Annotated in this window: 22 protein-coding genes; 12 read left to right on the top strand and 10 right to left on the bottom strand. The window is 68.0% G+C overall.

Annotated elements, in window-relative coordinates:
• Together ACTHJF_RS14370 and ACTHJF_RS14365 are read right to left on the bottom strand one after the other, a co-directional pair.
• The gene (locus ACTHJF_RS14370; protein ID WP_440267715.1) at positions 1-471 is read right to left on the bottom strand and encodes an SET domain-containing protein-lysine N-methyltransferase; all 471 of its coding nucleotides are present in this window, start codon (positions 469-471) and stop codon (positions 1-3) included.
• Positions 472-586: 115 nt separating this feature from the next.
• Positions 587-922, bottom strand: coding sequence for a ComEA family DNA-binding protein (locus ACTHJF_RS14365; RefSeq protein ID WP_440267714.1), 336 nt, complete (start codon positions 920-922; stop codon positions 587-589).
• Positions 923-1,133: 211 nt separating this feature from the next.
• Here ACTHJF_RS14365 and ACTHJF_RS14360 point away from each other — a divergent pair, with 211 nt between their 5' ends.
• From ACTHJF_RS14360 to ACTHJF_RS14340, 5 genes are all read left to right on the top strand, one after another.
• Positions 1,134-2,558: a M20 family metallopeptidase gene (locus tag ACTHJF_RS14360; protein ID WP_440267713.1), complete on the top strand. Its 1,425-nt coding sequence runs from the start codon at positions 1,134-1,136 to the stop codon at positions 2,556-2,558.
• 161 nt (positions 2,559-2,719) lie between these two features.
• Positions 2,720-3,421, top strand: coding sequence for a YggS family pyridoxal phosphate-dependent enzyme (locus ACTHJF_RS14355; protein WP_440267712.1), 702 nt, complete (start codon positions 2,720-2,722; stop codon positions 3,419-3,421).
• A gap of 183 nt (positions 3,422-3,604) precedes the next feature.
• Positions 3,605-4,258 (top strand): C40 family peptidase, encoded by a 654-nt coding sequence (locus tag ACTHJF_RS14350; RefSeq protein ID WP_440267711.1) that lies wholly within the window; start codon positions 3,605-3,607, stop codon positions 4,256-4,258.
• A 149-nt stretch (positions 4,259-4,407) separates the two neighbouring features.
• Complete coding sequence (gene gloA, locus ACTHJF_RS14345) at positions 4,408-4,938, top strand: lactoylglutathione lyase (protein WP_440267710.1); 531 nt, start codon at positions 4,408-4,410, stop codon at positions 4,936-4,938.
• Positions 4,939-5,119: 181 nt separating this feature from the next.
• The gene (locus ACTHJF_RS14340; RefSeq protein WP_440267709.1) at positions 5,120-5,734 is read left to right on the top strand and encodes a rhomboid family intramembrane serine protease; all 615 of its coding nucleotides are present in this window, start codon (positions 5,120-5,122) and stop codon (positions 5,732-5,734) included.
• A gap of 201 nt (positions 5,735-5,935) precedes the next feature.
• Here ACTHJF_RS14340 and rapA read toward each other — a convergent pair whose 3' ends face one another.
• The 6 genes from rapA to ACTHJF_RS14310 form a co-directional block, all read right to left on the bottom strand.
• Positions 5,936-8,776, bottom strand: coding sequence for an RNA polymerase-associated protein RapA (gene rapA / locus ACTHJF_RS14335; protein WP_440267708.1), 2,841 nt, complete (start codon positions 8,774-8,776; stop codon positions 5,936-5,938).
• Between the two features lie 72 nt (positions 8,777-8,848).
• Positions 8,849-9,526 carry a Fe2+-dependent dioxygenase gene (locus tag ACTHJF_RS14330; protein ID WP_440267707.1) on the bottom strand — a complete coding sequence of 226 codons (678 nt, stop codon included), beginning with the start codon at positions 9,524-9,526 and terminating at the stop codon, positions 8,849-8,851.
• 14 nt (positions 9,527-9,540) lie between these two features.
• Positions 9,541-11,838, bottom strand: a complete 2,298-nt coding sequence (locus ACTHJF_RS14325; protein ID WP_440267706.1) for a catecholate siderophore receptor Fiu — start codon at positions 11,836-11,838, stop codon at positions 9,541-9,543.
• 276 nt (positions 11,839-12,114) lie between these two features.
• Complete coding sequence (locus tag ACTHJF_RS14320) at positions 12,115-14,232, bottom strand: M13 family metallopeptidase (protein WP_440267705.1); 2,118 nt, start codon at positions 14,230-14,232, stop codon at positions 12,115-12,117.
• Positions 14,233-14,349: 117 nt separating this feature from the next.
• Positions 14,350-16,167 carry a M14 family metallopeptidase gene (locus ACTHJF_RS14315; RefSeq protein ID WP_440267704.1) on the bottom strand — a complete coding sequence of 606 codons (1,818 nt, stop codon included), beginning with the start codon at positions 16,165-16,167 and terminating at the stop codon, positions 14,350-14,352.
• A gap of 136 nt (positions 16,168-16,303) precedes the next feature.
• On the bottom strand, positions 16,304-16,954 hold the full coding sequence (locus ACTHJF_RS14310; RefSeq protein WP_440267703.1) for a DUF502 domain-containing protein: 651 nt from the start codon (positions 16,952-16,954) through the stop codon (positions 16,304-16,306).
• Positions 16,955-17,088: 134 nt separating this feature from the next.
• Between ACTHJF_RS14310 and ACTHJF_RS14305 the strand changes: the two genes are divergently transcribed.
• Together ACTHJF_RS14305 and ACTHJF_RS14300 are read left to right on the top strand one after the other, a co-directional pair.
• Positions 17,089-17,619 (top strand): RNA polymerase sigma factor, encoded by a 531-nt coding sequence (locus ACTHJF_RS14305; protein ID WP_440267702.1) that lies wholly within the window; start codon positions 17,089-17,091, stop codon positions 17,617-17,619.
• A gap of 2 nt (positions 17,620-17,621) precedes the next feature.
• A complete protein-coding gene (locus ACTHJF_RS14300; RefSeq protein ID WP_440267701.1) occupies positions 17,622-18,275 on the top strand; it encodes a hypothetical protein in 654 nt (217 codons plus the stop codon).
• A gap of 70 nt (positions 18,276-18,345) precedes the next feature.
• Here ACTHJF_RS14300 and ACTHJF_RS14295 read toward each other — a convergent pair whose 3' ends face one another.
• Together ACTHJF_RS14295 and trxA are read right to left on the bottom strand one after the other, a co-directional pair.
• Positions 18,346-18,798, bottom strand: coding sequence for a DUF4442 domain-containing protein (locus tag ACTHJF_RS14295; protein ID WP_440267700.1), 453 nt, complete (start codon positions 18,796-18,798; stop codon positions 18,346-18,348).
• Between the two features lie 109 nt (positions 18,799-18,907).
• Complete coding sequence (gene trxA / locus ACTHJF_RS14290; protein WP_440267699.1) at positions 18,908-19,780, bottom strand: thioredoxin; 873 nt, start codon at positions 19,778-19,780, stop codon at positions 18,908-18,910.
• Between the two features lie 152 nt (positions 19,781-19,932).
• Here trxA and ACTHJF_RS14285 point away from each other — a divergent pair, with 152 nt between their 5' ends.
• From ACTHJF_RS14285 to leuS, 5 genes are all read left to right on the top strand, one after another.
• Entirely contained in the window at positions 19,933-20,559 is a 627-nt protein-coding gene (locus ACTHJF_RS14285) for a paraquat-inducible protein A (protein ID WP_431638092.1), read from the top strand.
• Positions 20,556-21,179 (top strand): paraquat-inducible protein A, encoded by a 624-nt coding sequence (locus ACTHJF_RS14280; RefSeq protein ID WP_440267698.1) that lies wholly within the window; start codon positions 20,556-20,558, stop codon positions 21,177-21,179. Before ACTHJF_RS14285 ends, ACTHJF_RS14280 begins: the two co-directional genes overlap by 4 nt.
• Complete coding sequence (locus tag ACTHJF_RS14275; protein WP_440267697.1) at positions 21,172-22,848, top strand: PqiB family protein; 1,677 nt, start codon at positions 21,172-21,174, stop codon at positions 22,846-22,848. The genes ACTHJF_RS14280 and ACTHJF_RS14275 overlap by 8 nt, the downstream gene beginning before the upstream one ends.
• Positions 22,845-23,474 (top strand): PqiC family protein, encoded by a 630-nt coding sequence (locus tag ACTHJF_RS14270; RefSeq protein ID WP_440267696.1) that lies wholly within the window; start codon positions 22,845-22,847, stop codon positions 23,472-23,474. The genes ACTHJF_RS14275 and ACTHJF_RS14270 overlap by 4 nt, the downstream gene beginning before the upstream one ends.
• A gap of 128 nt (positions 23,475-23,602) precedes the next feature.
• A complete protein-coding gene (leuS, locus tag ACTHJF_RS14265; RefSeq protein ID WP_440267695.1) occupies positions 23,603-26,398 on the top strand; it encodes a leucine--tRNA ligase in 2,796 nt (931 codons plus the stop codon).
• Positions 26,399-26,400: the final 2 nt, after the last annotated feature.

Here is a 26,400-nt window from a genome sequence, read left to right as displayed (position 1 = left end):
TCAGCGACGGCTATCCAGCAATCGGCTGAGCGCTTGCGTACTTGAGGCCAGGGCGTCCTCCCAGGCGAAGCCCACAATTGTCTCACCGGTGGCCGAATCGACAAAATCCTCCGCCTCGCCGGGCGGCAACAGGTGGCGGTAGTCCACCGTGACCTCGGCGCCTGCGGCAAGGTCGGTCAGCGCGAAGATAAAACCCAGGTGCCACAGGCCAGTGGGCGAAAAGCTGTGGTTGACGTAGCACTCGTCCGGCCAGTCGGGCGAGACGGTGTAGCGATCCTCGAACCAGCGGGCGCTGGCGTAGCGCAGGGGCGCCAGTTCCGGTGAAGTGGCCAATTCGTCGTGGCGCCAGGTGCGCTCGATCGCGTCCGGCGCCGTGATGATGCTGCCGGCACGCACTGCCTCGTCGAGGAACAGGCCCTGGCCGGCGCCGCCGATGGTGGACGCGGCGATGCGGTAACGCGGAACAATCATGGTGGACGCGGCGAGCTGGGCCCGGATCGGGCGCGCCGGAGTGTAGCGCAAGCGTTGCGGGCGATCAGGCGCCCGCAACGCCGCCCCATCCCTGGGCTGGCGAATCCTTGGGGGATTACTTGGCGCTGGCCTTGGCCCTGCTCTTGGCTTTGGCTGCCTTGGGCGCCTTGGCCGGTGCACCGGCGGCATTGCCGCTGAACTGGATGGCGTCACTGTTGCGCTTGAGCGTGGCCTGGCCCATGCCCTTGACCTGGGCCAGGTCATCCAACGTCTTGAACGGTCCGTGCGCATCGCGCCAGGCGACGATCGCCTTGGCCTTGGCTTCGCCCACGCCGTCGAGCGAGCTGGCGATGGCGGCCGCATCGGCCTTGTTGATGTTGATGGGGGTAGCGGCGAAGGCGGGCAGGGCAAGAGCCAGCGCGAGCGCAGCGGCGAACAGGGAACGAAGCATGGCGATCCTCCGTGATGCATGACTGGAGCCGTGATTGGCGCGACCACTGTGCCCGCGCTGGTCGCCTGGAGGATGCCGGTGCAGGCCGTGCACTGTCTGCTGTCCGACCCGGCCGGCCTGTGCGCCTGAGCTGACTGCGACGTCAGTGCCGGCAGGGGGCATTGAGGGCGCTGATACAATGCCGCCCTTTGCTATGGCTTTGGAGTTGCCGATGGATACCACCCGCCTTTCCCGATTCGTCAGCGGCCTGTGGGACGACGAGATCGTGCCGCAGCTGGTGGAGTACATCCGCATTCCCAACAAGTCGCCGATGTTCGACAAGGACTGGGTCGCCCATGGCTACATGGACCAGGCGGTCGAGCTGATGTCGAGCTGGGCCCGCGGCAAGCTGGCCGCGTTTCCCGGCGCCACGCTGGAGGTGGTGCGGCTGGAAGGGCGCACCCCGCTGATCTACATCGAAGTGCCTGGCGAGGGCGACGACACCGTGGTGCTCTACGGCCACCTGGACAAGCAGCCGGAGATGACCGGCTGGGCCGACGATCTCGGCCCGTGGAAGCCGGTGATCAAGGGCGACAAGCTGTATGGCCGCGGTGGCGCCGACGATGGCTACGCGATCTTCGGTTCGCTCGCCGCGCTGCTGGCGCTGTGCGAGCAGGGCATCGCGCACAGCCGCTGCGTGATCCTGATCGAGGCCTGCGAGGAGTCCGGCAGCTACGACTTGCCGTATTACGTGGACCATCTGGCCGAGCGCATCGGTAATCCGTCGCTGGTGGTCTGCCTGGATTCGGGCTGCGGCAACTACGACCAGCTGTGGCTCACCACCTCGCTGCGCGGCATGACCGGCGGCGAGCTGACCGTGCAGGTGCTGGACGAAGGCGTGCATTCGGGCGATGCCTCGGGCGTGGTGCCGTCGAGTTTCCGCATCCTGCGCGAGCTGCTCTCGCGGCTGGAAGACCCGGCCACCGGCAAGATCCTGCCGCAGGAGCTGTATGTGGACATCCCCGCCGAGCGCATCGCGCAGGCCAAGGCTTCCACTGAGGTGCTGGGCACGGCGATCTACGACAAGTTCCCGTTTGTCGAGGGCATGCGGCCGGTCACCGACGACTTGGTCGAGCTGGTGCTCAACCGCACCTGGCGCCCGCAGTTGGCGGTGACCGGCGCCGGCGGCCTGCCGGCGCTGGAGAGCGCCGGCAACGTACTGCGCCCGCAGACGGCGCTGAAGCTGAGCCTGCGCGTGCCGCCGACGCTCAATGGCGCCAAGGCCGGCGAATTCGTCAAGCAGCTGCTGGAGAAGGACCCGCCGTACGGCGCCAAGGTGAGCTTCAAGGTGGAGAAGGACGGCAGTGGCTGGAATGCGCCGCAGCTTTCGCCGTGGCTGGCCGAAGCGGTGAAGGAGGCCTCCGAGCACTACTTCGGTGCGCCGGCGGCCTACATGGGCGAGGGCGGCTCCATTCCGTTCATGGGCATGCTGGGCGAGAAATTCCCGCAGGCGCAGTTCCTCATCACCGGTGTGCTCGGTCCTCACTCCAACGCGCACGGCCCGAACGAGTTCCTGCACATCCCCACCGGCAAGAAGGTGTCGATGGTGGTGGCCGAAGTGGTGGCCAAGCATTACGCGCAGGGCGCGAAGGCCTGATCTGGGCGAGCCCTCTCCCACCGGGGAGAGGGCGTAGGTGAGGGACCGGAGTCCGCGGTGTCGGACCAGCCGCGTCGTTTCGTTTTGATCATCCAGCGCGCGCGTCCTTCATCTCAGTTCTCTTTCCCGGCGGAAGAGGAAGCAAACAGCAGAGCCCACGCATGGACTATTCCTACCTCGCCGCCAACTGGACCGCCGTCCGTGATCGTGTCGCAAAGGCCTGTGGCGACGCCGGGCGTGATCCGTCCGAGGTCGCCATCCTGCCGGTCAGCAAGACCTTCGGCGCCGACGTGGTGCGAGCAGCGGCGGCGCTGGGGCTGCACCGCTTTGGCGAGAACCGCGTGCAGGAAGTGCGCGAGAAGGCGCCACAGCTCGCCGACTGCGCCATCGAGTGGGTGATCATCGGCCCGCTGCAGACCAACAAGGCCAAGGACGTGGCGCGCCTGGCGCACGAGATTCAGACGCTGGACCGGATCGAGCTGGCCGAGGCGCTGGATCACCGCCTGCAGATCGAGGGCCGCACTATCGACGCGCTGGTGCAGGTGAAGACCTCGCCGGAAGAGAGCAAGCACGGCATCGCCCCGGCGGACCTGCCCGCCCTGCTGGCCGGCCTGCGCCGCTTCGACACGTTGCGCGTGCGCGGCCTGATGACCATTGCCACGCACACCGACGACACCGCCGAGGTGCGCCGCTGCTTTCGCCAGCTGCGCGAACTGCGTGACGCCATGGCCGCCGAGGGCCACGCGCTGCCCCGGCTGTCGATGGGCATGAGCGGCGATTTCGCCCTGGCCATCGCCGAGGGCGCGACCGAGGTGCGCATTGGCAGCGCAATCTTCGGGGGCCGGCAGGCAAGCGTGAACTGAATCACGGCGGCGGTGTGCCGGGCTGAACAGCTCCAAGGCGCATTTGTGGTCGACAGAGTTCACTTAACCTTGATCCAACAAACACATCAGGCCGCTTTGATAGTTTCGCGGGGTTGTCCTGATGCCGGAGTGCTGGCGCGGGGTTCTGCAAGTCCGTCAGCTCGTGAGGGGAGTTCGTCCCGCATGCCACTGAAGTCATTGACCGCGCTGGTCGCGCTGGCCATCGCCGTGTTTGCCGCCCCGCTGCAGGCCGACGAAGCCCCGGTTGCCCAGCTGCCGATGAACACCGTGGCCGCTCCGCTTGCCGACGCCATCCCGCTAGTGAATCCGGCCGCCCGCCTGGCGCAGTCGGTGTTGCCGGCGAACCCGTCGACGCTGCTGCAGTCCGCGACGCAGACGGCCCCGGTGGATGCGGTTACCGACCTGCGCAAGACACTGATCGACCTGGCGATGACCCTGCGCCACATCCGCTACGTGCGGGGCGGGCGCGATCCGTCCACCGGCTTCGACTGCAGCGGCTTTGTGCGCTACGTGTTCGCCCACGCGGTCGGCCTGCACCTGCCATCCAATTCGGCCGCGCAGTTCCTGGCCGGCCTCAAGGTCAACCGCAAGGACATGCAGCCGGGCGACCTGGTGTTCTTCCGTACCGCCGGCCGTCGCGGGCGCATCTCGCACGTGGGCATCTACATCGACAACGGCCGCTTCATCCATTCGCCCTCGCGTGGTCAGACCGTGCGCGTGGACAACCTGGCCGACGCCTACTGGGCGCGCCATTTCGCTGGCGCCAAGCGGCCCGAAGGCATTGCGCAGATCGACCCGGTGCCCGGCAAGGGCTGAACCGGCGATCCATCGACATCCGACACGGCCGCCGCAGGGCGGCCTTTTTTTGCCCGCCGGGCCCCGCGTACCACATGCGCAGCCGGTTGCGCGTGGCGAGCGGTGGCCCCATGTCCAGCGGCTGTATCGCTGCGTTTTCCGGAGTGTCCATGTCGCTTGCCCCGTTGCTGAACCTGCCCGGCGTCACCGCCGAGCCCGAGGCCGCCACCCACGGCTACGTGTTCAACCACACGATGATCCGTGTCAAGGACATCGCCGCCTCGCTGGATTTCTACACGCGCGTGCTCGGCTTCACGCCGGTGCATCGGCAGGAGTTCGCCGAGGCTGCCTTCACCATCTACTACCTCGTGCTGCGCGCCGATCGCGAGGCGATCCCCGAAGACGATGCGGCGCGCTTGCAGTGGGTATTGGGCCAGCCCGGCGTGCTGGAGCTCACCTACAACCACGGCACTGAGCAGCAGGCGAACTTCCATTACCACGATGGCAACGGCGAGCCGCGAGGCTTCGGCCATCTGTGTGTGACGGTGCCGGACGTGCACGCGGCCTGCACGCGCTTTGAGGCGCTGGGCGTACCGTTCCAGAAGCGCCTGGCCGATGGCCGCATGAAGCACATCGCTTTCATCAAGGATCCCGACGGCTACTGGATCGAGATCCTGCAACCCACGCCGCTGGTCGCCTGACACCCGAATGTGTGTAGGAGCCCGCTCGCGGGCGTGCTCTTGCTCCTGATGCACATCAAAGTCGAAGAGCATCGCCCGCGAGCGGGCTCCTACGGTGGATCGTGATGCTGCCCGCGAGCGAACCGACTGGGCGGCGCGCGGTCTGTGATGCCGCTGCCGTCTGCAGCCCCAAGGAAACCCCATGCCGATCTCGCTTCCACCCGTCACCCGCAATCTGCTGATCGCCAACGTGGCGGTGTTCCTGCTGCAGCAGGTGATGCCGGGCCTGATCGACTGGCTGGCGCTGTGGCCGCTGGGCAGCGGGCTGTTCGAGCCGTGGCAGATCGTCACCAACGGCTTCATGCACGGCGGCGTTGCGCACATCGCCTTCAACATGCTGGCGCTGTACATGTTCGGCGGGCAGATCGAGCGGCTGTTCGGCGCACGGCACTACACCATCTACTACTTCACCTGCCTGGTGGTGGCCTCGCTGCTGCAACTGGTGGTGCTGCGCTGGTTCCTGCACGACTTCGAGACCCCCACGGTAGGCGCGTCGGGCGCCATCTTCGGCCTGCTGCTGGCGTTCGGCATGATGTACCCGCACGAGAAGGTGTACTTCATCCTTCTGCCGATTCCAATGCCGGCATGGCTGTTCGTGATTCTCTACGGTGGGCTGGAGCTGCTCTCGGGCGTGTTCGGCTGGATGCCGGGTGTGGCGCACTTCGCGCACCTGGGCGGCATGCTCGGCGGCTGGCTGCTGATCCAGTACTGGCGCGGGCGCTTTCCGATCAAGCCGCGTCGGCGATTGCTGCGCTAGGACACATCCCAATGTCTGCGAGGTCGACGCTTGATGCCGGATGGCTGGAGCGTCGCGGCACGGGCGCTTCGACTTCGCTTGCTTGCGCAAGCTACGCTCAGCGCGAACGGGTAAAGTGGCCCTGGCGCGAATCACGCATGCCTCGGATAAAAAGAAACGGCGGCCGATGGCCGCCGTTCTTGCCTGCTTCGGCGCGAACGCTCAGCGTAGCGCCAGGAAATCCGCGCTGACCACGAAGCGCACCGCGTCCAGCCGCAGACGCGACTTGGGCAGGGCCTCCAGCAGCGCGTCGCGTTCGGCCTGCACGGTGGCGATTTCCGCCGCGCTGATCGACGGATTCACCGCGCGCAGCGCGTGCAGGCGCGCCAGTTCGGCATCGAGCGTTTCGGTCGCCAGGGCGGTGGCCTCGGCGACGTGCGTCGCGGCGCGGTTGCCGGCAGCTGCCTCGGCCTTCTCCAGCATCGGCGGCACCAGCTTGTTGAGGAACTTGCGGTAGCGGGCCACTTCGATGGTGCGGTCGGCCGCCTTACGCAGCGCGATCTCGCTGGGCTGGAAGTCGTCGCGTTCGGCCAGGCGAGTGTCGATGGTGATCACGATTGGCAGAGTGGGCAGGAAGCGCTCGGCATCGAGCCCGCGATCGGCGACGCATTCGAGCAGGTACACCGCCTGCAGCAGCGCGCTGCGCGGACCGAGCACGTCGTCCACCATGAACGCCGCGTTGCCCTGTTCGCCGGAGAGCGTGAGATCCATCGCGCCCAGCACCAATGGGTGATCCAGCCGCAGCAGCGGCAACTCTTCGCGCGCCAGGGCGAGTTCGCGGTCGAAGGTGATCGAGACCGGGCCGTCGGCGAAGCCGGGCAGAGCGTCGGTGGACAGGTATTGCGGATCGAGCAGCAGCACCTTCGGGCCGAGCTCTTCGGCGTGGATGCCGAACTGCTCCAGCAGGCGCTGCACGAAGGCGTCGCGTGAGGGATCGACGTCCTCGCGGCGGAACGCCTGGCTCAGCTCCTCGGCGTGCAGGTCGCGGCTGGCGGCCAGTTCCAGCAGGTGGTCGCGGCCGGCGCGGATCAGCTCGGCCAGCTCTTCGTGGCTGGCGCGCGTCTCGGCGATCAGCGCGTCCAGTTCCTGGTCGCGCCCGTCGGCACTGCGCGCGTGTTCGCCGGCCAGTTCGGCCAGCGATTCGCCGTAGCGGCGCAGCAACTCGCGGCCGTCGGCGGGGCTGGAGCGGAACGCGTCCAGGCCTTCGTCGTACCAGCGCGCCAGCACGTGCTGGGCGCTTCCCTCGACGGCCAGGATGTGGATAGCAATGTCGTGCTGCTGGCCGATGCGGTCGAGACGGCCGATGCGCTGCTCGAGCAGGTCCGGATCCAGCGGCAGGTCCCACAGCACCAGGCGATGGGCGAACTGGAAGTTGCGCCCTTCCGAGCCGATCTCCGAGCACAGCAGCAGTCGTGCGCCGTCGGGCTGGGCGAAGAACGCCGCGTTGCGATCGCGCTGGATGATGCCCAGGCCCTCGTGGAAGCGGGCAATACCGGCGCCAGTGCGCGTGCGCAGGGCTTCTTCCAGCGCCAGCACCTTGGCCTGGCTGCGGCAGATCAGCAGGAACTTGTCCTGGGGGTGTTTCTCGAGAAGGTCGACCAGCGTCTGCAGGCGCGGATCTTCGCTGTAATCCAGCGCGAGGATCGGTGCGGGCTGCTGGATGTCGGCATGGAACTCGGCCAGCAGCGACTGGCGCGCACCGTCGTCCAGCAGATCTGGATCGAGCAAGTGCCACACCGGCACGCGCTTGGGAAAGCCGCCGATGCCAGCGCGGCGGTTGCGGAACATGGCGCGGCCGGTGCCGTGGCGGTCGATCAGCGCGGCGAGGATGGCGCGCGCGTGCTCAGGCTTGATCGTCTCGGCCAGCTGCGCGGTGAGCTCGGCGTCGCCGGCCAGCGCGGCGGCCAGCATGCTGCGCTGCTCGACGTCGAGCGGCTGGTTCTCGAGCAGGCGGTCGGCCACCTGCGAGAGCGCCTGGAAGGTGTCGGCCTCGGCCAGGTAGGCGTCCAGATCGCTGTAGCGCTGCGGATCGAGCAGGCGCAGGCGGGCGAAGTGGCCGCTGCGGCCGAGCTGCTCGGGCGTGGCGGTGAGCAGGATCACACCGGGCGTCTGCGCGGCGAGCTTTTCCACCAGCGCATAGCGCGGGCTGGCGGCTTCCGGCGTCCACTCCAGATGGTGCGCCTCGTCCACCACCAGCAGGTCCCAGCCGGCATCGAGCAACTGCTGCGCCCGCTTGGGCGAGGATTCCAGAAAGCCGAAGTCGGCGATCACCAGTTGCTCGTCCTCGAACGGATTGCTGCCCGGCTCGGACTGCTCCAGCGCCTCGCAGCGCTCTTCGTCGTAGATCGCGAAGCTGAGGTTGAAGCGGCGCATCAGCTCGACGAACCACTGATACACCAGCGTGTCCGGCAGCAGCACCAGCGCACGGGTGGCGCGGCCGGTGGCGAGCTGGCGGGCCAGGATCATGCCGGCTTCGATGGTTTTTCCCAGGCCCACTTCGTCGGCCAGCAGCACGCGGGGCGGACGGCGCGCTGCGGCGATGCCGGCCACGCGCAGCTGGTGCGGCACCAGGCCCACGCGCGCGGCGGCCAGACCCCAGGTGGGCGAGCGGCGCGCCTCGGCGCGGCGACGCAGGGCGTCCAGGCGCAGCTCGAACTGCGCCACCGGATCGGTGCGCCCGCCGATCAGCCGATCGTCGGCCTGGCTCACGCTCTGTTCGTCGTCGAGCTGGCCTTCCTCCATCTCGCGGCCCTCGCCGCGGTAGACGAACAGGCCCTCGCGCACGTCCACGCGTTCGACCAGGAAGGAGATGCCCTTGCCGGCGATGCGCTGGCCGGGACGGAATTCGGCGCGCACCAGCGGCGCGGACTCCATCGCGTAGGGCCGCAGCACGCCGGCCTTGGCGAACAACACCTGCACGCCGCGTCCTTCGACGCGCAGCACGGTGCCCAGGCCCAGTTCGGGTTCGGCGGTGGAGATCCAGCGTTGACCAGGTACGAACATTGCAAAACCGCGTAGCGACAAAGGCCGCCGATTATCCGCCCCTTGCCGCGCGCAGGGAACAGCGTGCGGCGATCAGGTTTCGCTCCATTCGCGCAGCAGGTTGTGATAGACGCCGGTGAGCTGCAGTACCGACGCGGCATCGGCGTGGCTGGCACGCAGCGCCTGGATCGACTGGTCCAGCTCGAACAGCGTGCGGCGGCGGCGCTCGTCGCGCACCAGGCTTTGCACCCAGAAGAACGCCGCCACCCGCGCGCCGCGCGTCACCGGCGCCACCCGGTGCAGGCTGCTGGCCGGATAGATCACAAGGTCGCCGGCCGGCAGCTTCACCGCGTGCTCGCCGTAGGTGTCGCTGACGATCAGCTCGCCGCCGTCGTAGCTGGCCGGATCGGCGAGGAACAGCGTGCCGGCGATGTCGCTGCGCAGCTGGCTGCCGTCGGGCAACGCCATCACCGCGCCGTCGACGTGGAAGCCATACTCGCCGCCGCCCTCGTAGCGATTGAAGCGTGGCGGCAGCATGCGCAGCGGGAGCGTGGCGGCATGGAACAACGGATGGCGCGCCAGCGCCGACTGCACCTGCGCGGCCAGCGCATGGCGCAGCGGCGAAGCGTCTGGCAACTGCCGGTTGCGCTTCACCTCGCGGCCCTGCGCGCCCACCGTCTCGCGGCCGTCGGTCCAGTCGGCGTTATCCAGCGCCTGCTGCAACTGGGTCAGTTCGGCGGGATCGAGCACGGCGGGCAGGTGCAGCAGCATGGTCTTCGACCCGGTCAGAAGCGGAAGTTGGCGGTGAGCATCGCCGATCGCGGCGTGCCCGGGGTGTAGCGGTAGCCGCTCTTGTTGATCGCGGCCACGTAGCGCTTGTCGAACAGGTTGTAGAGGTTGAGCTGGAGGCTGAGATGCCGGTTCACCGGCAGGCTGGCCACGGCGTCGAACAACCAGTACGCCTCGGTGGCGGTTGGCGTGCCGATGGCGCCATCGGTGCCGCGCTTGAGCCCGCCCACGTAGCGCGCGCCGCCGCCGAGGGTGAGGCCGGAGGTCCAGCGGTAGGTGGTCCAGCTGGTGAAGGCGCGCTTCGGGGTGTAGGCCAGATCGCGCGAACCGTCGCTGCTCACCACGGCGCCCTTGAGCACGGTCGCATCCATCGTGGTGAAGCCGGCGCTGATCGCCCAGTGCTCGGTGAGCCGGCCGACCGCGCCCAGTTCCACGCCCTGCACGCGCTTGCGGCCGACCTGGTAGTACTGCTGGTCTACTGGGTCCTGCACCAGTTCGTTGCTGACCGTGGTGCGGTAGAGCGCGCCGGTGAGCATCAGCTTGCCGTCGAGCACATCCCACTTGGTGCCCACTTCCACCGTGCGGGCCTTCTGCGGATCGAGGTTGGGATTGTCCGCGCTGTTCGCTGCGCTGCTCAGGGTGAGCGTGTTGCCGCCCGGCGGCTCCTGCGACTGCGCCACGTTGACATAGACGCTGCCGTTCGCGGCTGGCTTATACAGCACGCCGAGCTTGTAGTTGGGCAGGTTGCCGGAGCTGCGCGTGTCCAGCCCCGGCACCGGCGTGGAGGCCGGTAGCGTGCCGCAGGCCGGCGCGTTGCGCGCGCCGCACAGCACGGTGCTGTCGAAGTCGGTGGTGTAGTGGTCGAAGCGGGCGCCGGCGTTGATCTTCCAGCGCTCGCCGAAGCTCAGCGTGTCAAAGGCATACACCGCGGCCGTGCGGGTGACGCCGCGACTGCGCGCACCGGTACGCCCCACCAGCAGGCCGCCGACATCGGGATCGGGCGCATACAGGCTGGCGGCGGGGAGCTTGCTGCCACCCAGCGCGGCCTGGCCGATCGCGCTGGCTTCCTCGCGCGTCAGCTCCACGCCAAGGCTGAGGTCGTGATCGACGTGGCGGCCTTCGGTGTGCACGCGCAGGTTGGTCTGGTTGGTCAGGATGCGGTTGGTCTGATCCTTGAACGTGGGTAGATCGCGGGTGATCGTCCAGGTGGCGGGATCGGCGGGGTCGGGCGTGAGCAGGTTGGCCGCGGTCGTGCGGTAGGAGATCAGCTGGTAATCCTGGTGGGTGCGCGCCCAGCGTGCGGTGTTCTGCAGCGTGACGTCGGGCGAGAAGTCGTGCTGCACGATCGCGGTGAGCATGTCCGAGCGCACGTCGTCGTGGTCGCCCAGGGTGCCGTAGAAATTTGATGGGTCGACCGGCGCGGCGTCATCCAGGAACGGGCGCGTCGGGTCGGGCGTGCCGTAGCCGGGCAGGCCCACGGTGGGGACGCCGCCGTCCGGGCGGTTGTGCTGGGTGACGTGCAGCGCATCGAGATAAACCCGCGTGGCCGTCTTCAGGCCGAACGCGAGCGAGGGCGCCACGCCCCAGCGCTTGTTGCGTACCTCATCGCGGCCAGGCACGCCGCTGTCCTGGCCCAGCACGTTGAGCCGGAAGGCGGCGGTGGGCGACAGCGTCTGGTTCCAATCGGCGGTCGCGCGACGCTGGGTGGCGCTGCCATAGGCGAGCGAGCCAGACACGGCATCGCTCGCCATCGGCTGCTTGCTGACCAGGTTGATCGCGCCGGTGGGTGCGGTGCGACCATAGGTAGTGCCGTCCGGGCCCTTGGTCACCTCGATCTGCTCGAGGTTGAACACATCGCGCGAGTAGGAGCCGAGGTCGCGCACGCCATCGACGAAGATGCTGCCGGAGGTGTCGAAGCCGCGCATGGTGATGCCGTCACCGGTGGTGGTGGTGCCGTTCTCGCCCGCGTAGAAGGTGCCCACACCCGGGCTGTTGCGCAGCGCCTCGGTGAGCGTGGTGGCGCCCTGCTGTTCGATCAGGTCGCGACCGATCACCTGCACGGTCTGTGCGGTATCGAGCAGCGGCTGGGTGTACTTGGGCGAGGACAGTTCGTCGACGCGGTAGTCCGGGCCGCGGTTCGCTTCCACCTTCAGGCCGGGCAGGCGGCGCGCCTGGCTGATCTGGGCGGTGGTGTCCACGTCGCTGGCGGTGGCGAGCGCGGGGGCGAGCGCCAGGCCGGTGAGCAGGGCGGCGGTGGTCGGGAGGGCGTGCTTGCGCGACGTGATGAAGGCCATGCGGATTCCTTGCGGCAACGGTCTGCCCCGTCGGTGGGCCGGCCATAGATTCGGGCCAGCCGGCACTGTTCCGCGCTGCGGCTGCAGTGCGGGGAGGACGGGAGCGGGTAATGCGCTGGCGACCGTTGAGGCGGGCTGGGCGCGGAGTCGCCATAGTACTTAAATGAGAATGATTTGCAACACGAATCAGGATGCCGCGCACAAAAAAGCCCCGCACTCGCGTGCGGGGCTTCCGGCCTGCGACCCGCCCGAGGGCAGGGCGTCAGCGGTACGGCCTTACCAGATCTTCACCTGCTGGTCGCCGGTGCGGACCATCGCGTCGCCCGGCTTGCACTGGAACGCCGCCGCGAAGGCCGGCATGTTCGACGGCGCGCCGATCGCGCGCAGCGAGGCCGGTGCGTGCGGGTCGGTGTTGAGCTGAAGCAGCGCCTGCTTGTCGCGGATGCTGCCACGCCACACGCGGGCCCAGTTGAGGAAGAAACGCTGGTCTTCGGTGTAGCCGTCGATCTTCTTGCCGGCTTCCTCGGGGTGGTTTTTCAGCGCCACCTGCAGCGCGTCGTACGCCACGTTCAGGCCACCGAGATCGGCGATGTTCTCGCCCAGGGTGAGCTTGCCGTTGACGTGCGCGTCCGGGTGCGCCTTGATCGGCGTGTACGAGTTGAACTGCGCGACGAGCTTGTCGGTGCGGGCGTCGAACTTGGTGCGGTCGTCCTTGGTCCACCAGTTCTTGTTGTTGCCGTCACCGTCGAACTGGCTGCCCTCGTCGTCGAAGCCGTGGCTGGCCTCGTGACCGATCACCGCGCCGATGCCGCCGTAGTTGACCGCGTCGTCGGCGTTGGCGTCGAAGAACGGCGGCTGCAGGATCGCGGCCGGGAAGTTGATCGTGTTGTCGGTCGGGTTGTAGTACGCGTTGACCGTCTGCGGGGTCATGCCCCACTCCTTGCGGTCGGTCGGCTTGCCGATCTTGTCGATGTCGTAGCGGTAGTTGTACTTACCGGCGGCCATCACGTTGGCGTAGAAGTTGTCCGGGGTGACGGTGAGGCCGGACCAGTCACGCCACTTGTCGGGGTAGCCGATCTTGGGCAGGAAGGTGTTCCACTTGGCGATCGCCTTTTCCTTGGTCTCGGCGCTCATCCAGTCGAGGTTCTCGATGCGCGCCTTGAGGGCGTTGCGCACGTTGTCGACCAGCTCCTGCGCACGCGCCTTGGCTTCCGGGGTGAACTCCTGCTTCACGTAGAGCTCGCCCAGCGCCATGCCCATGCCGGAGTTGACGGTGCCCAGCACGCGCTTCCACAGCGGCTTCTGTTCCGGCTGGCCGGACAGCGTCTTGCCGTAGAAGTCGAACTTGTTGTCGGCGAACGCCTTGGTCAGGTACGGCGAAGCGTCGTCGGCCACGTGGAAGCGCAGGTAGGCCTGCCACTGGCTCACCGGCGCCTTGGCCAGCAGCTGGTCGAACTCGGCGAAGAACTTCGGCTGCGACAGCGAGAAGCCCTTGTCGATGGCGACGTCCTGAGCCTTGAAGAACTTCTCCCAGCTGAAATGCGGGGTGATCTTGTCGGCGTCCTTGACGCTGACGAAGTGGTACTGGTGCTCGGGCGTGCGCAGCTCCACCGGCGCGAAGGAGGCCTTGGCCAGCTCGGTTTCGAACGCCAGCACCTGGTCGGCCTGCTTCTTTGCGTCCTCGGCGGACACGCCGGTGAGCTCCAGCGTCTTGGCAATGTAGCCGAGGTAGGCCTTGCGCTCGTCGGCGTGCTTCGGATCGAGGTAGTAATCCTTGGTTGGCAGACCCAGGCCGCTCTGGAAGGTGTAGCCGATCTGCATGTCGGCGTGCTGGAAGTCGGCGCCGGAGCCGAACGAGAACACCTGCTGGTCGCCGTCGGCGAAGCTCTTGGTCAGGTAGTCGGCTACGTCGTTGCCGTTCTTCAGCGCGGCGATCGCTTCGAGCTTGGGCTTGATCGGATCGAAGCCGGCCTTCTCGCGGGCGGCCTCGTCCATGCCAGACTGGTACAGGTAGCCGATCTTCTGCTCGATCGAGCCGGCCTGTGCGCTGGCGGCGTTCTTGGCAGCGTCTTCGACGATGCTGTGCTGGGTGTTGAGGCTGTCCTCGGCCAGCTTGTCGAACGCACCCCAGCGGCTGCGGTCGTTCGGGATCGGGTTGGCGGCGACCCACTTGTCGTTGACGAAGCCGTTGAAGTCCTGGCAGGCGTTGATGTTGGAGTCCAGCTCGCTCACGTCGAACGCGCTCTTGGGCGCCGGTGCAGCTGCCGCGGTGGCGGCGGTGCTGGCCTTGGCCGGCGCGGCCGGAGCGGCGGCCTGCTCCTGCTTGCCGCAGGCGGCCAGCGAAAGCGCGACGCTGACGCCGAGCGCCAGGGGTTTCAAGTACGGCTTGGTCATGGATGTCCCTCTGTGGATGGTTTGCCCGCAGGCGAGCGTTGAACGCAGGTGCTGACCGGCCGGCGGCCGGCGGTCATGACTTTTGACGCTAGGCCAAGAGTCATGGGTCAGACAGTGTCAAAGGTCAGGGGTAGGGGTGACGGTCGATGGGCCGTCATGGCCCGCCAGGGCGCGCCACTGCGCGGCATCCAGCCGCAGCACCGGGTAGGCGCCGACGGCCTGGCTGGCATACCAGGGCGAGCGTTCGAAGAAGTACTCCAGGCGGGCGCGCGGGCTGGCCGCAAAGGCGGCATCGCTGGCCAGGCGGTGCTGGAAGTCGGCCTTCAACGCCGGATCCTTCGCCAGCATGTCGCGCGCGAGCTGCTCCAGCACACGCGGTTCGCCGTACTCCTTCGGCTCGAAGACCGCATCGAGATAGCCCCAGCGCAGCAGCGAGTCGGGCGCCTGCGGCTCGAGCAACGCGATGGCCACGTTGGCGGCGCGCTGGTCCATCGGCACGATCATCGAGCCGGGCGGCAGGGTGACCTCGCGGGTCACCGGAGTGACGTCGACGTCGCGCAGCATCAGGTGGCCCTCGAACGGCACGTCGGCCCAGTGCGGGTGATCAAGCTGGTAGCCGGCGGCGCGGACGGTTACGGCGTGGTCGATCCGCTGCATGGCGATGCCGTGAGCGCCGAGGCGATCGATCACCGCGGTCCACTGGGCCGGGACCACGTACGCCGCCGGCGGCGTCACCAGGAGATCCGGCAGCAGGTCGTTCCAGTTGGGGATGCGGTAGGTGCGTGGCGTGTGCGGGTCGTAGTGAATCCACTCGGTGCCGGAAACGTCGCTGTGAGTGAGCGTGTAGGCATAGCCCTTGAGTTGGTGTGGCGTGGACTCCGGCGAGGGCTTGAAGGTGACCGGCACCTGCGCGCCGGGTTGGCCGGCGCGGGCGATCACGCGAGCATCCGCAGCCGCGTTGGCGGCCAGCAACGGCGCGGGGGCGCCGTCGATCTGCACCAGCAACTGGTGCACCAGGTCGTAGGTGGCGCGCACGCGCACCGCATAGGGCTTGAGCATGTGCGTCTCGATCAACAGCGCAGGCCGGTTCTGTAGCGCGGCGTAGCCGGTGGAGAAGCGCGGGCCGGAGCCGAAATTGACGATGCCCTTGGTCGGATCGCGGCCGTCCTTGAATTCCAGATAGATCGAGGCGAGGTGGCCACGCTTTTCGTAGGCCGGAATCGCCTTGGCCATCAGCGCCTGTTGCCAGGCGGAGACGCCGGGGTCGAGCTTGTGGGCGTCCTCCAGATACCAGGTGAGGTCGTATTGGTAGTCCGCGCCGTCGGTGGTGTGTACGTCGATCAGGAAGTCCGGCAGCCAGCGCTGCCACAGCTTGAGCCACGCGCGCATCTCCGGCGCGTCGGCCTTGATGTAGTCGCGGTTGAGGTTGAGGTACTGCGCCTGGCCGCGGAAACCCTGGCGCTCGGGGCCGTTCTGGTTGATGCGGTGGTAAGGCGAGCTGTTCTCGTGGCCGTCCGCGCTGAACACCGGGATGAACACCAGCACCGCGTGATCGAGCAGGTGCGGCCACTTGCCAGTGACGGCGATATCCCGCAGCAGCAACAGGCCGGCGTCCTTGCCCTCGATCTCGCCCGGGTGAATGCCCGCCTGCAGCAACACCACCGGTTTGTGCGCGGCGCGCGCAGCGGCTGGGTCGAACGTACCATCTGTGCTGGCAATCACCGCCATCATCGGCCGCCCCTCCGGCGTGGTGCCGAAGTTCACCAGCTTCAGCTTGTCCGGCGCAGCGCCTTGCAGGCGCTGCAGGTAGGCGAGCGTGTCGGCGTAGCTGGGCGTGGTGCGAAAGTGCGCCGCCTCGGCGGGCGTGGTCCAGTCGGTGGCCTGCGCGCTTAGCGCGGCGAGGCCGAGCAGGCAGGCGAGGATCAGTCGGGGCATGAGGTGTCCTGGATGAAACCGATGTTGGCCGGACCGTGTAGGAGCGCACCCTGCGCGCGACCGTCGGCATCGTTACATATAAGAAACACGGTCGATCTACGGTCGGGTGCGAGGTGGTCGCGCGCCGGGTGCGCTCCTACAGCGGCATGCGGCTGGCGGGCAGGGTGTCTGGGGCTACCGCGCCGCCGGAGATGATGAAGGCCATCGCCTGGTCCATCGTCCAGTCGGTCGGCGTGAGCTCGTCCACCGGCACCACCACCAGGTAGCCGCCGGTGGGATTGGGCGTGGTGGGGATGTATACCGCCGCCATCTCGCGGCCGCTGCCCTGCTCGGTCATCACGCGGGTGACAAAGCCGGCGACCTTCATGCCCGGGCGTGGAAAGTCGATCAGCACCACGCGCTGCACGCCGGATGGCTTCTGCTGCAGCACGGCCATCAGCTTTTTGGTGCCGCCATAGATGGTCTGCACCAGCGGGATGCGGGCCAGCAGGTTGTCGAAGGCATCGATGATGCGTTTGCCGACCATGCGCGTCGCCACCCAGCCCAGCGCGTACAGCGCCAGCACGGTGAGCACCAGCGCCATCAGCGCCAATGTCCAGCCATGGCCGAGCGCGGCGGCGGCATCGGGCGCAGCCAGGCCCAGCGCCCGGCGCACCAGCGTGGCCATCGGCGCCCCCAGCCCGGCCAGCACGCCGAACACGAACTTGAACACCAGCCAGGTCACCCACAGCGGCAGGAAGGTCAGCAGGCCGGTGAGTACGTAGCGTTTGACGCGCAGGGGTCGCATCGGGGCGGCATCCTCGGGGAGGGAAAGCGTTCGATTGTAAGCGCCGGCCGGCCGCGAGCCGACCGCAGCGACGGATGGTGTGATTTTTTCCCACGCCGTGCGAATCATGCTGGCAATCGGGAACAGGATTTTGCATGCGCACCGCCACTCACTCACCGCCGTTCGAGGCGCTGCTGCACGAGCATCGCGGGATCATCCTCAAGGTGGCGGCCGTCTACGCCCGCGACCTGGAGGATCGCCGCGACCTGGCGCAGGAGATCCGCGTGCAGCTGTGGCGCTCGTTCGGCCGCTACGACGCGAGCCGCGCCAAGCTGTCGACCTGGATGTACCGGATCGCGCTCAACGTGGCGATCTCCTACCGGCGGCGCGACGGCGCCCTGCTGGCCGGGCGCGTCGAACCGCTCGATGCGCATCACCTGGACACGCTTGCCGATTCCGGTGCTGCGGAGGAAGACGAGCGCCTGACCGCGCTGTACGCCTTCATCGGGGAACTCGATGCGCTCAATCGCGCGCTGATTCTGCTGTACCTGGAGGACCGCAGCTACGCGGAGATCGCCGAGGTGCTGGGGATCAGCGAGACCAACGTCGCGACCAAGATCGGTCGCATCAAGCAGAAGCTGCGCGGACGGATGGTTGCCGCGGAAGCCGACTCTCCGAGGGCATGACAATGGAACTGGACGACTTCAAGCAGGCTTGGCAGGGGCTCGACGCCCGGATCGGGACGCAGGAATCGCTGCAGATAGAAATGTTCCGAGAACGTAAGCTGGAAAAGGCCCGCCGCGGCCTGCGTCCACTCGTATGGGGGCAGGGAGTTCAACTGGCAATCGGCGCGATCCTCGCGCTGTGGGGCGGGTCTTTCTGGGTCGGTCATCGGCAGGTTACGCATTTGCTGATCTGCGGTCTGCTCGTGCACCTCTGTGGGCTGCTTTTCATCGCGTCTGCCGCGCGCATTCTGTATCTGATCCAGCGCATCGACTACGCCGCGCCCGTGCTCGAGATCCAGCGCCGGCTGGCCGACCTGCGCCTGTGGCGCTTGCGCGTCGAGGCGCCGGCCAACGCAGTGATCGCTTGCTTCATCTGGATTCCCGTGTTGTGGATGAACCTGGCTGAATACGGCTTCGATGTGTGGCAATACGACGATGGTCGCTTCCTGCTGTGGTCGCTATCGAGTGGCGTGGTGGGCCTTGCGCTGGTTGCACTGGTGGTGTGGCTGATGCGGCGCCTCGGTTACGTCCGAACGCTGGAGGACAGCGCGGTAGGTCACAGCGTGCGCAGGGCCGAGGCCGCGCTCGGGGAGGTCACTCGCTTCGAGCAGGAATGAGTGGGCAGAGAAGTCGTGCTGCGACAGGCATCCTCATCCGTTGCCCATGGTGGGCTTTTGCAAGGCGCCTTCAGCGTGCCCGCGGCTTGAGCCGCACGTAGAGTTGCTTGCGCACGCGGGCCACCACTTCGCCGGAAGCGGTGGCGACCTCGGTCTCGAACCAGCGCAGCACCTTGCCGCCGCCGGCCGCAGCCTGGCGCAGCTCGTCGACCACCGACGGCTCCAGCTTGAAGTGCGCGTAGACGTCCTCGCGGCCGGGTGCGACGAAGTCGATCGCACCGGCCTTGTCCCACACCAGGTAATCGCTGCCGAGCTGGTGCATGGCCAGCAGCATCCAGAACGGGTCGGTCATCGCGAACAGGTTGCCGCCGAACTGGGTGCGCACGTAGTTGCGGTTCCACGGGCGCAGTCGCAGCACCACCCGCGCCTCGCTCCAGTCATCGCTCAGTGTCTGCAGGCGAATGCTGTTGAACAGGAACGGCGGCCAGAGGTTGAGCAGGCGGCGAAAGGTGCTGGGGCGCATCAGCGGGGCTCGCGGGGTGGTAGGCCCCCGAGCTTAGCGCAAACATACGAATGCGTATGGAGTGGTGCCTCGAGGCGTAGCCGCCACCCGTGGCGGCGTTGCCCATCGCTCAGAACAGCAGCGAAGCCATGCGCCGGCGGTAACGGCCGACCAGCTCGGCATCGTCCAGCGTGGCGAAGGCGGCGAGCAGACGCTTCTTGGCCGCGCCGTCGTTCCAGTCGCGCGCTTTTTCCAGAATCGCGAGGAACTGGTCCAGGCCGGCAGCCGCGTCGTTTTCCAGCAGCAGTCGCACACCGAGTTGATCGCGCGCGGCCCAGTCGGCCGGGTCGGCCTCCACGCGCTGGCGCAGGGTGGCCAGGTCGGGCGCACCATCGAGGGCGCGGGCCAGATCGAGCTGGCTGCGCAGGCGTACGGCGCGCGCGTCGGTGGCGAGCTTGGCCGGCAGGGCGTCCAACTCGGCCTGCGCGCCGGCGACGTTGCCTACCCGCATCAGCGCCAGCGCCAGGTCGAGCTTCAGCTCGTCATGGTTCGGCTCGGCGGCGATCGCCTGCTGCAGGCGGTTTACCGCCTCTTCGGGCGATTCGACCGCTTCGGCGAACGGCTCCTCGGCGGCGGGCGCGCCCTCCAGAGGTTGCACGTGGCGCGACAGGAACTCGCGCAGCTGGCCCAGCGGCAGCGCGCCGGCAAAGCCGTCGAGGATCTGCCCGTCCTTCACCAGCATGACGGTGGGAATCGAGCGGATGCCGAACATCGCGGCGAGCTGCTGGTGCGCGTCCACATCGATCTTGCCGAGCCGGAACGCGCCGTTGTACTCGGCGGCGAGCTGCTCCAGCAGCGGGCCCAGCGTCTTGCACGGCTCGCACCAGGTGGCCCAGAAGTCCACCAGCACGGGCGTGTTCAGCGAGGCCTGCAGCACGTCGGCCTCGAAATTGTCCTGGGTGACTTCGAAGACATGCGGAAGGGTGGAATCGGTCACGGTCATGCTCCAGGCGGCGATGGCGCCCGAAGATCGGGGCGTCGCCGAGCATATCAAGGCTCACGCAGGCTCGACCGCGGTCGCACGAAGTTCAGCGCCAGCGCGCCAGATTTGCGAGAATCCTCACGATGACCTGCTCGGAAAGCGGCACGCCACGCATGGGTACCACCACGCCAACGACCACGGCCGGGCTGCTCATCTGCGAGCACTGCGACACGGTATACCGCCGTCGCCCGCTCGCGCGGGGCGAGGTGGCGTGCTGCGAGCGTTGCAACTTCGTGCTCGAGCGCCATCCGCGGCTGGGCCCGGACCAACTGCTCGCGCTCACCGCCACGGCGATGGTGGTGTTCGTGCAGGCCAACATCTGGCCGATCGTCACGCTGGAACTCAACGGTCGCCCGAGCAGCACCACGCTGTGGGGCACGATCATCACGATGTGGCAGCAGCACGCCGAAGTGGTGGCGGTGCTGGCCTCGCTTACGCTGTTCTTTTTCCCGCTGCTGAAGATGACGCTGTTCGGCTGGGTGTTCTGGTTCGCCCGTCGCGGCGAGCGCGGCCCGGGCTTTCGTAGCGCCATGATCGCGCTGCACTACCTGCGGCCGTGGACGATGAGCGAGGTGTTCGTGCTCGGCGCGATGGTGGCGATCGTCAAGGCGCGGGTGTATTTCGAGGTGGTGCCGGATCCGGGCATCTTCGCGTACGGCGCGCTGATGCTGCTGATCACCGTGTTCGGCACGGTCGACCTGCGCCAGTTGTGGGACGTGACGCAGGAGCGGCGCCGATGAGCGCGCTGCCGCGCGCCGGCGAGCTGGGCTTGATCGGCTGCCATGTGTGCGGCCTGGTCTGTCGCGACACGCGCACGCACGACCTGGCCTGCCCGCGCTGCGGCGCGCAGCTGCATCGGCGCAAGTCGGCCAGCATCAGCCGCACCTGGGCGCTGCTGATCGCCGCCTTCATCTTCTACCTGCCGGCCAACCTGCTGCCGATCATGCGCACGGTGAGCCTGGGCGACGTGGACGACAACACCATCCTCAGCGGGGTGGTGGAGCTGTGGGTGAAGGGCTCGCCCGACCTGGCCGTCATCGTCTTCACGGCAAGTATCGTGGTGCCCATGCTGAAGTTCCTGGTGCTGGGCATGCTGCTGATCAGCGTGCGCCGAGGCAGCAGCTGGGCGCAGCGTCAGCGTGCGAAGCTCTACCGGCTGGTGGAATTCATCGGCTACTGGTCGATGCTCGACGTGTTCGTGGTGGCGCTGCTGACCGCGCTGGTGCGCTTCGGCGTGCTGAGCCAGGTGGAGCCGCTGCCGGGGGTGATCTATTTCGGCCTGACCGTGGTGGCGACGATGCTCGCTTCGATGAGCTTCGATCCGCGCTTGATCTGGGATAACAGGGACAACGATGACTGAAGAAACCGCTCCGTCCGGCGACGACCTGCCGCAGCCCGTGGTGCACCGGCGGCGCTTCGGCGCCTCGCTGATCTGGCTGGTGCCGATCCTGGCGGCGCTGGTGGGCCTGTCGCTGGTAGTCAACAGCTGGCTGCAGGCCGGGCCGAGCATCACCATCAGCTTCGAATCCGCGCAGGGGCTAGACCCCGGCAAGACGCCGGTGAAATACAAGAACGTGGTGATCGGCAAGGTCACCCGCATCGGCCTCACCCCTGATCGCAGCAAGGTGCGCGTGAAGGTGGCGCTGGACAAGAGCGCCGAGGGCTTCGCCAAGGCCGACACGCGATTCTGGGTAGTGCGCCCGCGCATCGGGCTCGGTGGCGTGTCGGGCGTGGATACCTTGCTCTCCGGCGCGTTCATTGGCGTCGACGTGGGTACCTCACAGGAGTCGCGCTACGACTTCACCGGGCTGGAGCAGCCGCCCGCGGTGACCTATGGCGCGCCGGGCAAGAGCTTCGCGCTGCACGCGGAGGATCTGGGGTCGCTGGATATCGGCTCGCCGGTGTACTTCCGCCGCATCCAGGTCGGCCGGGTGTCGTCGTACGCGCTGGACAAGGACGGCAAGGGGGTCACCTTCCAGATCTTCGTCGACGGCCCGTACGACCGTTTCGTCAGTCGCTCCTCGCGCTTCTGGAACGCCAGCGGGCTGGACGTGTCGCTGGGCGCCAACGGCCTGAAGGTGAATACCCAGTCGCTGGCCGCGGTGCTGGCCGGTGGCGTGGCGTTCCAGGACCCACCCGGGCCGCACGACGCCAGCGCCGCGCCGGAAGGTTCCACCTATCGGCTGTTCGACGAGAAGGCCACCGCGATGGCGCCGCCGGACGGTCCGCCGCAGTACGTGCGCATGCGCTTCGATCAGTCGTTGCGCGGGCTCGCGGTGGACGCGCCGGTGGAGTTCCTCGGCATCAACATCGGCCGCGTGGTGTCGATCAACATGGACTACGACGAGAAGCGCGAGCGCTTCCCGGTGACGGTCGGTGCGGTGATCTATCCGCAGCGGCTTGGCCGCGCCTACGACAAGCTCGCGGCGCTGTCGCAGGCGCACGGCGAGGGGGGCGACTTGGCGCCGATGGTCGGCAAGCTCGTCGCTCACGGCCTACGCGCGCAAGCGCGCACCGGCAACCTGCTGACCGGTCAGCTCTACATCGCGATGGACTTCCTGCCCAAGGCGCCCAAGGCGGACTTCGATGCCGCCGCCAAGCCGCTGGAAATTCCCACCGCGCCGGGCAGCTTCGACAAGCTGCAGGAGCAACTGGCCGAGATCGTCGACAAGATCCACAAGATCCCGTTCGACAGCATCGGCATGCATCTGAACGACTCGCTGGCCAACCTCGATAAGACCCTCAAGCAGGTCAATGGCGAGGTGCTGCCGGAGTTCAAGGGCACGCTCAAGGACGCCCGCAAGACGCTGGGCACCACCAGCAGCGCGCTGTCGTCCGACTCGCCCCTGCAGCAGAACCTGCAGGGCACACTGCAGGAGCTACAGCGCATGGCGCGTTCGCTGCGCGTGTTCAGCGACTACCTCGGCACGCATCCGGAGGCGTTGATCCGCGGCCGCAAGGCCGATCCCGCGCCGGCACCGCGTACGCCTACCAAATCGTCCACGAATGCTGCCGGGAGCCAGCCATGACGCGCCTGATCCACCTGCTGTCCCGCCGCCTCGCACCGATCACTGCCGCGCTGGCGCTGGGCGCCTGCGCCTCGGCGCCCACGCATTACTACACGCTGGTCGCGCCCGCGCCTGCGGCAGGTGCGATGGCGCCGGCGGCGCCTGGACTGCCGTTCGAGCTGCTGCCGGTGAGCGTGCCGGCGCAGGACGACCAGCCGCAGCTGGTAATCCGCCAGGGCGGGCAGGGCGTGGCCCTGCTCGACAGTCATCGCTGGATCGCGCCGCTGGGCGACGAGATCCGCGGCGCGCTGTCGGCCGATCTGGCCCAGGCACTGGGTCGCCCCGACGTCAGCGGACTGGCCCATGAGGGTGCCCGCGTGGCGCGGATCAAGGTCGACGTGCGCCGCTTCGATTCCCAGCCCGGCAGCGACGCGCTGCTGGAGGCGGCCTGGAGCGTGCGCGTGATGGGCGGCGACGCGCCCGAGCGCACGCTGGCCTGCACCAGCCGCTTCAACCAGGCCGTGTCCGGCGCCGGTTACGACGCGCTGGTGCAGGCGCATCAGCAGGCGCTGGGCCAGCTGGCCGGCGAGGTGGCCGCGGCGGTCCGCGCGCTGGCCGACGGCAGCGCCCGCTGCCCCGGCGGCTGAGCAGGCACGATCCCGCCGGCGCAGGCTTGGCGGGGGCTCGGCGCTTGGGCTAGGCTGGCCGGCTTCACGCAGCAGCGGCTCGACTGGCCGCAGGCGCTGCCGCATCACGCATCAACGGCATTGGACACATGCAGAACATCGACGATCAGGGTTCCCCTTCCGCCAACGCCGAAGCGGGCGAGCACGGCTACCGGCCGCAGGCGGTCGAGGCGGCCGCGCAGCAGTACTGGACGGCCGAGCGCGCCTACGAGGTGAGCGAGGACGCCAGCCGTCCGAAGTTCTATTGCCTGTCGATGCTGCCGTACCCGTCCGGTGCGCTGCACATGGGCCATGTGCGCAACTACACCATCGGGGACGTAATCAGCCGCTTCCAGCGCATGCAGGGCAAGAACGTGCTGCAGCCGATGGGCTGGGATGCGTTCGGCCTGCCGGCGGAAAACGCCGCCATCAAGAACCGCACCGCGCCGGCGAAGTGGACTTACGCCAACATCGAGCACATGCGCGGGCAGCTGAAGTCGCTGGGCTACGCGATCGACTGGTCGCGCGAGTTCGCCACCTGCAAGCCGGACTACTACGTGCACGAGCAGCGGATGTTCGTGCGGCTGATGAAGAAGGGCCTGGCCTACCGCAAGAACAGCGTGGTGAACTGGGACCCGGTCGACCAGACCGTGCTGGCCAACGAGCAGGTGATCGACGGCCGCGGCTGGCGCACCGGCGCGCTGGTGGAGAAGCGCGAGATCCCGCAGTGGTTCCTGAAGATCACCGACTACGCGCAGGAGCTGCTCGACGGCCTGGACACGCTGCCGGGCTGGCCGGATGCGGTCAAGACCATGCAGCGCAACTGGATCGGCCGCAGTGAGGGCCTGGAGATCCGCTTCGACGTCGAGGACGCCGACGGGCACCCGGTGGAGCCGCTGACAGTGTTCACCACGCGGCCGGACACGCTTATGGGCGTTACCTTCGTCTCGGTGGCCGGCGAGCATCCGCTGGCGCTGCAGGCGGCACAGGACAACGAGCGGCTGGCCGCGTTCCTGGAGGAGCTGCGCCAGGGCGGGGTGTCCGAGGCCGAGCTGGAGACCCAGGAAAAGCGCGGCATGGACACCGGCCTGCGCGCGGTGCATCCGATCACCGGCGAGAAGATCCCGGTGTTCGTGGCCAACTTCGTGCTGATGGGCTACGGCACCGGCGCGGTGATGGCGGTGCCCGGGCATGACGAGCGGGACTGGGCGTTCGCGAAGAGGTACAGCCTGCCGATCCGCATGGTGATCGTCAGCCGCGCGGTGGTCGATGCGCTGGCGGAGATCCGCCACGACCTGAAGGCTGGCGTCGGCGCCGATCCGATGCGCATCGCGCTGCGCGGCGGCGACACCGACGCCTACGACACCTCCGCCGCGGTGCGCCTGGTGGAGGATTTCGAGCGCGCCATCCAGGAGGACGGCGCCTGGACCGAGCGCGGCATCCTGGTCAATTCCGGCGAGTTCGACGGCATGGATTTCGCCCAGGCGCTGGACGCGCTGGCCGCCCGGCTGGAAGGCGCAGGCCGCGGCCAGCGCCGCGTGAACTACCGCCTGCGCGACTGGGGCGTGAGCCGCCAGCGCTACTGGGGCTGCCCGATCCCGGTGATCCGGTGCCCGACCTGCGGCGACGTGCCGGTGCCGGAAGACCAGCTGCCGGTGCGGCTGCCGGAAGACGTGGCCGACGTATATTCCAAGGGTGGCGGCGTGCAGTCGCCGATCAAGGCCGACCCCGAGTGGCGCAAGACCACCTGCCCCGGGTGCGGCGGCGCGGCCGAGCGCGAGACCGACACCTTCGACACCTTCATGGAGTCGAGCTGGTACTACGCCCGCTACACCTCGCCGGGCGCCGCCGAGCAGGTGGACGCGCGCGCCAACTACTGGCTGCCGGTGGACCAGTACATCGGCGGCATCGAGCACGCGATCCTGCACCTTCTGTACTTCCGCTTCTATCACAAGCTCATGCGCGACGCGGGGCTGGTGCAGTCCGCCGAACCGGCCACAAATCTGCTGTGCCAGGGGATGGTGATCGCCGAGACGTTCTACCGCGAGAACGCCGACGGCTCGAAGGACTGGATCAATCCGGCCGATGTCGAAATCGAGCGCGACGACAAGGCACGGGTGATCGGCGCGCGACTAAAGTCCGACGGCCAGCCGGTGCAGATCGGCGGCACCGAGAAGATGTCCAAGTCGAAGAACAACGGCGTGGACCCGCAGAGCATGGTGGACAAGTTCGGCGCCGACACGGTGCGCCTGTTCTCGATGTTCGCTGCGCCGCCGGAGCAGTCGCTGGAGTGGAGCGAGGCCGGCGTGGAGGGTATGGCGCGCTTCCTGCGCCGGTTCTGGCGCGAGGTCACCACGCATGCGTCGCAGCCGGATCATCCGGAGGTCGATCCGGCCGCTCTCGACGCTGGCCAGAAGGCGCTGCGTCGCCAGCTGCACGAGACGATCCAGAAAGTCGGCGACGATTTTGGCCGCCGCCACGCGTTCAACACCGCGATCGCCGCACTGATGGAGCTGCTCAACGCGCTGGGCAAATTCACCGACATGAGCGAGCAGGGCCGCGCCGTGCGCCACGAGGCGCTGGAGGCGATGGTGCTGCTGCTCAACCCGGTCACGCCACACCTGAGCCACGCGCTGTGGCAGGTGCTCGGCCACCCGGAAACGGTGCTGGAGACGCTGCCGTGGCCGCGCGTGGACGAGTCCGCACTGGTGCGCGACTCGCTCACCCTTGCGGTGCAGGTCAACGGCAAGCTGCGCGGCACCATCGAGGTGCCGGCCAACGCCTCGAAGGAGGAGGCCGAGGCGATGGCCCGCGCGCATCCGCAGGTACTCGCGTATCTTGAAGGCCTGACCGTGCGCAAGGTGATCGTGGTGCCCGGCAAGATCGTCAACATCGTCGCAGGATGAAA

Origin of the sequence: Dyella sp. (assembly GCF_051962475.1) — a bacterium.
Taxonomy (GTDB): Bacteria; Pseudomonadota; Gammaproteobacteria; order Xanthomonadales; family Rhodanobacteraceae; genus Dyella_A.
Note: the sequence above shows the minus strand (reverse complement) of the source record. Positions and strands in the feature narration are given on the sequence as shown.